General features: G+C 77.0%; 6 protein-coding genes. 4 read left to right on the top strand and 2 right to left on the bottom strand.

Annotated elements, in window-relative coordinates; translation table 11 throughout:
- Positions 1-113: 113 nt before the first annotated feature.
- Entirely contained in the window at positions 114-1,430 is a 1,317-nt protein-coding gene (locus ACWFNE_RS08860) for a bifunctional o-acetylhomoserine/o-acetylserine sulfhydrylase (protein ID WP_452122053.1), read from the bottom strand.
- Positions 1,431-1,920: 490 nt separating this feature from the next.
- Here ACWFNE_RS08860 and ACWFNE_RS08855 point away from each other — a divergent pair, with 490 nt between their 5' ends.
- Positions 1,921-3,354 (top strand): C40 family peptidase, encoded by a 1,434-nt coding sequence (locus ACWFNE_RS08855; protein WP_452122052.1) that lies wholly within the window; start codon positions 1,921-1,923, stop codon positions 3,352-3,354.
- A 102-nt stretch (positions 3,355-3,456) separates the two neighbouring features.
- On the opposite strand, the gene ACWFNE_RS08850 is transcribed toward ACWFNE_RS08855, so the two are convergent.
- Entirely contained in the window at positions 3,457-3,954 is a 498-nt protein-coding gene (locus ACWFNE_RS08850; RefSeq protein ID WP_141372301.1) for an inorganic diphosphatase, read from the bottom strand.
- Between the two features lie 230 nt (positions 3,955-4,184).
- On the opposite strand from ACWFNE_RS08850, the gene dacB reads away from it, so the two are divergent.
- The 3 genes from dacB to tilS all read left to right on the top strand — a co-directional run bounded on the left by dacB (position 4,185) and on the right by tilS (position 7,890).
- On the top strand, positions 4,185-5,597 hold the full coding sequence (gene dacB, locus ACWFNE_RS08845) for a D-alanyl-D-alanine carboxypeptidase/D-alanyl-D-alanine endopeptidase (protein ID WP_452122051.1): 1,413 nt from the start codon (positions 4,185-4,187) through the stop codon (positions 5,595-5,597).
- A 93-nt stretch (positions 5,598-5,690) separates the two neighbouring features.
- Positions 5,691-6,833 carry a zinc-dependent metalloprotease gene (locus ACWFNE_RS08840; RefSeq protein WP_452122050.1) on the top strand — a complete coding sequence of 381 codons (1,143 nt, stop codon included), beginning with the start codon at positions 5,691-5,693 and terminating at the stop codon, positions 6,831-6,833.
- 4 nt (positions 6,834-6,837) lie between these two features.
- On the top strand, positions 6,838-7,890 hold the full coding sequence (gene tilS, locus ACWFNE_RS08835) for a tRNA lysidine(34) synthetase TilS (protein ID WP_452122049.1): 1,053 nt from the start codon (positions 6,838-6,840) through the stop codon (positions 7,888-7,890).
- Position 7,891 lies beyond the last annotated feature (1 nt).

Raw genomic sequence — 7,891 nt, 5'->3', positions numbered from 1 at the left:
GACGGCCCCGGCACGACGGGGCTCGGGGGGGGGGGGGGGGGACGGGGGGGGGGGCACCCGGGGGGGGGGGTGGCCCGGGGCGGGCTGTGTGTGACCCGCCCGGGGCCGTGCGGTCAGGCGCCCTTCGCGGCGCGGAAGCCCGCCTCGAGGTCCGCGAGGATGTCGTCGATGTGCTCGATCCCGACCGCGAGCCGCACGAGCCCGGGCGTGACGCCCGAGAGCGCCTGCTCCTCGGGCGTGAGCTGGCTGTGCGTCGTCGAGGCGGGGTGGATGACGAGCGAGCGGACGTCGCCGATGTTCGCGACGTTCGAGTGCAGCTCGAGCGCGGACACGAACGCCTGGCCGGCCGCGGCGCCGCCGTCGATCTCGAAGGCCAGCACCGCACCGGCGCCGCGCGGCGCGTACTTGCGGGCGTTCGCGTTCCAGGGGCTCGACGCCAGCCCGGCGTAGTGCACGCCGAGCACGTCCTCGCGCGCCTCGAGCCACTCGGCGACCTTCTGGGCGTTCTCGACATGGCGCTCGACCCGCAGCGACAGCGTCTCGATGCCCTGCGCGATGAGGAACGCGTTGAACGGGGAGATCGCGGCGCCGAGGTCGCGCAGGAGCTGCACGCGGGCCTTGAGGATGAAGGAGAGGTTCGCCCCGAACGCGCTGCCGACGCCGAGGTCGCGCGCGTAGACGAGCCCGTGGTAGCTCGGGTCCGGCTGGTTGTAGTTGGGGAACCGCTCGGGGTGCTGCGCGTAGTCGAACGTGCCGGCGTCGACGATCACGCCGCCGATCGCGGTGCCGTGCCCGCCGAGGTACTTGGTCGCGGAGTGGACCACGACGTCGGCGCCGTGCTCGAACGGCCGGATCAGGTACGGCGTCGCGACGGTGTTGTCCACGACGAGGGGCACGCCGCTCTCGTGCGCGATGCCGGCGACGAGCTCGATGTCGAGGACGTCGGCGCGCGGGTTCGGGATGGACTCCCCGAAGAAGAGCTTGGTGTTCGGGCGGACGGCGTCGCGCCACGCCTGGGCGTCGTGCGGGTCGGCGACGAAGGTCGTCTCGATGCCGTACCGGGGCAGCGTGTGGTGCAGCAGGTTGTAGGTGCCGCCGTAGAGGCTCGGGCTCGCGACGACGTGGTCGCCGGCCTCGGCGATGTTGAGGATCGCGAGGGTCTCGGCGGCCTGGCCGGACGCGAGCAGCAGCGCGCCGACGCCGCCCTCGAGCGAGGCGATCCGGTCCTCGACGGCCTGCTGCGTCGGGTTGCCGATGCGCGTGTAGATCGGGCCGAGGTCCTTGAGGGCGAAGCGGTCGGCGGCGACGCCCGCGTCCGGGAAGACGAAGGACGTCGTCTGGTAGATCGGCAGCGCGCGGGCGCCGGTGGTGGCGTCCGGGGTCTGGCCGGCGTGGACCTGGCGGGTCTCGAAGGACCAGGCGTTGTTCATGGGGATCTCCTCGGGGCGGGCCCGGCGTCGGGAGGACGCGTCGGGCGGGGGTGCGCGGGGGCGGGGGAGGGGCGCACGCTGCCGCGGTGCCGGGGAGCGGCCCGATCAGGACCGGGAGCCCGGATCCCGTCGTCCGCGACGTCGCGCGGGGAGGGAGGGCTCAGGTGACCGGTCACCGGGCACAGCCGAGCGTGCGCTGGTCAGCGACACATTCGGCGGGACATGTCACGAACAGTACGAGCGCCGTCCCGTATGTGAAACGGCGGTCTCGCGATGCGGGACGACTTCACCCCGGTTCACGCCGGCCGTCGGCGCTCCGCCCGTTCGGGCAGCTTCACCCGGTGGATTCGCCCGATCCCTCCCGAACGACATCCGTGTGACTCGTGTGACGGGTGTGACTGCTGTTCACTTCTGTGAATCACGCCGGTAGCGTGCCGACGGGCGCCCCCGACGGCTCAAGGTCGCGCCCCCGGACGACGAAGGACATGACGTGACCCACCTCCACCGACGCACGGCGCCCGGGCTCCGGCGTGCCGCGGCGGCCTCGCTCGCCGCCGCGCTGCTCGTGCTGGCCCCGGTCGCGGCGACCGCCGTCCCCGCCGCGCCCAGCGACCAGGACGTGCGCGACGCACGCCGCGCGGTCTCCGGCGCCGAGTCGTCCGTCGCCGCGATCGAGGTGCGCCTCGCCCAGCAGAGCGCCGAGCGTGACGCCGCCCTCGTGCGCGTCCAGCAGGCCGCCGAGGCGTACACGCAGGCGCAGGTCGACAGCGAGGCCGCGGCCGCCGCCGCGACCAGCGCCACCGAGAGCCACCGCGTCGCCCAGGAGCAGGCGGAGGCCGCCCGCCGCACGCTCGTCGCGATCGCCCGGCAGAGCGCCCGCTCGGGCGGCTCGATGGACTCGGTCCAGGCGTTCCTCTCGGCCGACGGGTTCGACCAGGTCGTCGAGCGCAGCACCGCGCTCGCCCGGGTCAGCACCAAGGCCGACACGGCCGTGCAGGAGTTCCGCGCCGCGCAGCTCGTCGCGACGACGCTCAAGAAGCGCGCCGACGAGGCCGTCGCCGCGCGCGAGCAGGCAGCCGCGGCCGCGCAGGACGCGCTCGCCGAGGCCAAGCAGGTGCAGCAGGAGGCCGACGAGGCCGTCGCCGCCGCCACCGTCGAGCGAGAAGGACTCATCGCGCAGCTCGCCGCCGCGCGCAGCACGAGCGCCGACGTCGAGCGCGCGCGCCAGGACGCCCTCGACCTCGAGCGCCAGGCCCGCGAGAACGCCGCCGCGCAGGCACGCCGCACGGCGACGCCGGCCGCGCCCGCCGCCGCGGCTCCTGCGGCGCAGGCCCCCGCCGCGTCGGCTCCCGCGGCTCCGGCACCGGGCGCGCCCGCACCTGCCGCTCCGGCCCCCGCCGCACCGGCGCCCGCACCGGCCCCCGCGGCCCCGGCTCCCGCTCCGGCGGCCCCGGCACCCGCCGCACCCGCACCCGCTCCCGCCCCGGCCGTCCCCGCGCCGGCCCCGGCGCCGAGCAACCCGCACGGCCTCGGCACCGGGCGCTCGCGCGGCAGCGCGGGCCAGGGCGAGGCCGCGTCGGCGTGGGCGCGCGCGCAGACCGGCATCCCCTACCTGTGGGGCGGCACCGGACCGAGCGGCTACGACTGCTCCGGGCTCACCGGGGGTGCGTGGCGCAACGCGGGCGTGAACCTCAACCGCACGTCGCGCGACCAGTACAAGCAGGTGCTGAAGATCAGCTACGACTCGATGCGCCCCGGCGACCTGGTCTTCTGGTCGACGGACCCGAGCAACCCCGACAAGATCCACCACGTCGCGATGTACGTCGGCGGCGGGCAGATCATGGAGGCCCCGCGCGAGGGCGTGCCGGTGCGCCTCGCGTCGATGCGCTGGTCGGGCACGATGCCGTACGCCGGGCGCCCCTGACGCGACGGTGCGCCGCGCGTCCGTCGCGCAGCACACCCGGCCGCGCGAGAACAGCACCGCACGACCAGGACGGGCCGCCCCGAGGGGCGGCCCGCGTCCGGCTCAGTGGTGGTCGTACCCCGCGTCGATGGCCCGCTGGCGCGAGCGCTCGATCTCGTCCTCGGCCTCCTGGCGGCCGGTCCAGTGCGCGCCCTCGACCGACTTGCCGGGCTCGAGGTCCTTGTAGACCTCGAAGAAGTGCTGGATCTCGAGACGGTGGAAGTCGGAGACGTCGTCGATGTCCTGCCGCCACGCGGCGCGCTGGTCGCCCGTCGGCACGCACAGCACCTTGTCGTCACCGCCCGCCTCGTCGCGCATGCGGAACATGCCGAGCGCGCGGCACCGGATCAGGCAGCCCGGGAACGTCGGCTCCTCGAGGAGCACGAGGGCGTCGAGCGGGTCGCCGTCCTCACCGAGGGTGCCCTCGATGAAGCCGTAGTCGTCGGGGTAGCGCGTCGAGGTGAAGAGCATGCGGTCGAGGCGGATCCGCCCCGTCGCGTGGTCGACCTCGTACTTGTTGCGCTGCCCCTTGGGGATCTCGATCGTGACGTCGAACTCCACAGCTCTCCTCCGCCCGTGCGGCGGGAGCGCCGGTGGGCGCGACCTGTCCACACGTGTCTCCGACATGCCTGCGGCGGCGTGCCGACGTGGGACGCCCCCCTGGTACGTGACCTAGTGTGACGCACCGGGACGACTTGCTCCCGCGCACGCCGCCGAGCGTGCCCGGTCGAGCAGTCGACTGAGACCAACGACACGCGCGACACGCGCGACACGCACGGACGGGAGGGCGCATGTCGACAGGCGCGCGCGTGGTCGGGGTGAGCCTGCTCGTGCTCGTCCTGGGCGGTGCCGCGTACGGGACGGCCGACGCGTACGACGTCGTCCCGGGCGTCGTGACCCTCGCACCCGTGCCGCCCGACCCGGAGCCGTTCCCTGCCGTCCCGGGCGTCGCCGAGCCGCCCGCGGTCGCCCCGGCGCTGGGCCCGCTCGACGCCGCGGCGCCCGTGCCCGACCCCGGGCAGGTGGCCGCGCTGGTCCAGGGCCTCGTGACGGACGGGCGGCTCGGACCGGCCGTGGGCGTCGTCGTGGCGGACCAGATCACCGGCGAGGTGCTCGCGTCGCACGCGTCCGACCAGCCGCGCGTCCCGGCGTCGACCGCGAAGCTCGTGACCGGCGTGGCCGCGCTCGCGACGCTCGACCCCGCCTCGACGCTCGACACGCGGGTCGTCCGCGGCGAGGGCGACGAGATCGTGCTCGTGGGCGGCGGCGACATGATGCTCGCCCCCGCCGAGGGCGACGCGGACGCGGTCGTCGGGCACGCGGGGCTGGGCGACCTCGCGACGCAGGTCGCGGGCGTGCTGGCCTCGACGGGGACGACGAGCGTGCGGCTCGGCTACGACGGGTCCCTGTTCTCCGGGCCGGCGCTGAGCCCGGCGTGGAACCCGTCGGACGTCAACCAGGGCTTCGTCGCGCCGGTCACGAGCTTCGCGGTCGACATCGCGAAGATCCGCGCGGGGGAGTACCCGCCCCGCCACGCCGACCCCGAGGCGAACGCGGCCGGGGTCCTCGCGCAGCGCCTCGCCGAGCACGGGATCACGGTGACCGACGTCGGCCCCGTGGGGCCGGCTCCCGCGGGCGCCGAGCAGCTCGGCCTCGTCCGGTCGGCGCCGCTCTCCGACGTCGTGCACTACTTCCTCGACACGTCGGACAACACGATCACCGAGGTCGTCGCGCGGCTCGTCGCGGTCGACTCCGGCCTGCCGGGCAGCTTCGAGGGCGCGTCGCAGGCGGTCCTGCGGGCGGTCGCGCAGCTCGGCGTCGACACGTCCGGGGCGCAGCTCGTCGACGCCTCGGGGCTCGGCGCGGGCTCGCACCTCTCGCCGGACCTGCTCCTCGGGCTCCTGCGGCTCGTGACGGACCCGGCGCGCCCCGAGCTCCGGGAGATCGCGACCGGGATGCCGGTGGCCGGGCTCACCGGCACCCTGGCCGAGCGGTACACGACGACGTCCGCGCGGGGGCTCGTGCGCGCCAAGACCGGCAGCCTGCCGGGCGTCACGTCGCTCGCCGGCACCGTGGTCGATGCCGACGGCCGCCAGCTCCTGTTCGCGGTGGTCGCGGACCAGACGCCCGGCGGTGGGCAGCCGGCGCCGCGCGCAGCGATCGACGGGTTCGTGGCGCGGCTCGCGGAGTGCGGCTGCCGCTGACGCCGGGCCGGGCCTGGCCGGGTACCGGGCGGCTCGCGTCGGGGCGGCGCGGGCAGGGCCGACGCCCCGCGACCCGGCGGTTACGGTGGGCGCGTGGCACCGCGTCGAGCAGCACACCCGGACCGCGTCGACGCCGAGGCGGGCGTGACCGGGGCGGGCGCACGCGCGCTCGTCGACTGGGACGTGGCCGCACGGCTCGCGGGACGGCTCGCGACGCCGGGCCCCCGCGCCACGCGGGACGAGGCCGCCGCGCTCGTCGAGGGGCTGCGCTCCGCGGCGGCCGCGGCACCCGAGCACGTCGCGCGGATCACCGGCCTGACGCCCGCCGACGGGCGCGCGCCCGCGACCGTGCACGTCGTCGACCGTCCGGCGTGGGCCCGCGTGAACACCCGGCTCATGTCGAGCATGACGCGCGACGTCCCCGTGCCCCGGCCGGTTCCCGGCGCCGCGCGGCTCGCCGCCGCGACGCAGGTCGGTGCGGTGCTCGCGCTGCTCTCGGGCAAGGTGCTCGGGCAGTTCGACCCCTTCACCGCCGACGTGCAGGCGCCCGGCGGCCGCCTCCTGCTGGTCGCGCCGAACGTGCTCCAGGCCGAGCGCGCGATGCGGCTCGACCCGGCGGACTTCCGGCTGTGGGTGTGCCTGCACGAGCAGACGCACGCGCTGCAGTTCGCGGCGGCCCCCTGGCTCGCCGACCACCTCCGCGCGCGCTCGGGCACGCTGCTCGCGGGCCTCTCGGGTGACGCCGGGCGGGCCCACGGGCGCGGGGACGGCGCGCCGGACGACGACGGGCCGACCCTGCTCGACCTGCTACAGGGCGTCGCCGGTGCGCTGGGCGGCCCGGACGACGGCCGCGGCATCCTCGACCTGCTGCCCGCGGACCAGCGCGCGCTCGTCGACGAGGTCGGCGCCGTCATGGCCCTGCTCGAGGGGCACGCGGACGTCGCGATGGACGCCGTCGGCCGCTCGGTCGTGCCGTCGGTGCGCCGCATCCGCGCCCGGTTCGAGGCCCGTCGGGACGCGGGTGCCCGGTCCCGCGGTCCCGAGCGCGTCGTGCGCCGGCTCCTCGGGCTCGACGCGAAGCTCGCGCAGTACCGCGACGGCGCGGCGTTCGTGCGCACGGTCCGCGCCGCGGTGGGCACCGACGGGCTCAACGCCGTGTGGGCCGCCCCGGAGCACCTGCCGTCGGCGCGCGAGATCGCCGAGCCCGGCGCCTGGGTGCGTCGCGTGCACGGCTGAGCCCGTGACCGGACCCGCACCTGCCGTGGCGGCCGCACGCACCGCGGTCACCCGCGCGCTCGACGACCTGCCCACGGGGTCGCTCGTGCTCGTCGCGTGCTCGGGCGGGGCCGACTCCCTCGCGCTCGCGGCGGCGACGGCGTTCGTCGCGGGGCGCAGCACCCGCTCACCGCGCACCGTGCGGGCGGGCGCCGTGGTCGTCGACCACGGACTGCTGCCCGGCAGCGCCGACGTCGCGGCGGAGGCGGCGGCGGCGTGCCGGGGGCTCGGCCTGGACCCGGTCGAGGTGGTGGAGGTCGACGTCGGGGGCCCGGGCGGTCCGGAGGCGGCGGCCCGCGAGGCCCGGTACGCGGCGCTCGACGCGACCGCGCGGCGGCTCGGCGCAGCGGCGGTGCTGCTGGGACACACCCTCGACGACCAGGCCGAGGGCGTCCTGCTCGGGCTCGCGCGCGGGTCGGGCGCCCGCTCGCTCGCGGGCATGGCGCCGCGCCGCGACCTGCTGCGGCGGCCGTTCCTCGCGCTCCGGCGCGCGGGCACCGAGGCGGTGTGCGCGGCGCACGGGCTCACGCCCTGGCACGACCCGACCAACACCGCAGGGCCCGGCGACCGCACGGCGCCCGCCCGCTCCCGCGTACGGGCCGCGGCGCTGCCGGTGCTCGAGGACACGCTCGGCCCGGGGGTCGCCGTCGCGCTGGCCCGGACCGCCGACCTGCTGCGCGAGGACGCGGACGCGCTCGACGCCCTCGCGGCGGAGCTCCTCACGGCGGCGGCCCGCGACACGCCCGGAGGTGCGCCGCGCGACCCGGCCCCGGGCTTCGTGCTCGACGTCGAGACCCTCGCGCGCGCCCTCCCGGCGGTGCGCCGCCGCGCGCTGCGCCGGGCCGCGGTGCGCGCGGGGTGCCCGTCCGGGAGCCTCACCCGGGCGCACGTCCTCGCGGTCGACGCCCTCGTGACCGCATGGCACGGGCAGGGTGCCGCGCACCTGCCGGGGCCCGTCGTCGCGTCCCGCGCGTGTGGCAGGCTGAGGCTCCACCCCGGAACGCACGAAGGAGAATGAC

This window comes from Cellulomonas sp. NPDC055163, assembly GCF_053607065.1.
Note: the sequence above shows the minus strand (reverse complement) of the source record. Positions and strands in the feature narration are given on the sequence as shown.

What these genes read in the sequence shown, in the direction of transcription:
- ACWFNE_RS08860 (WP_452122053.1), bottom strand. Translation starts at nt 1,430, where the DNA reads ATGAACAACGCCTGGTCCTTCGAGACCCGCCAGGTCCACGCCGGCCAG.
- dacB (WP_452122051.1), top strand. Translation starts at nt 4,185, where the DNA reads ATGTCGACAGGCGCGCGCGTGGTCGGGGTGAGCCTGCTCGTGCTCGTC.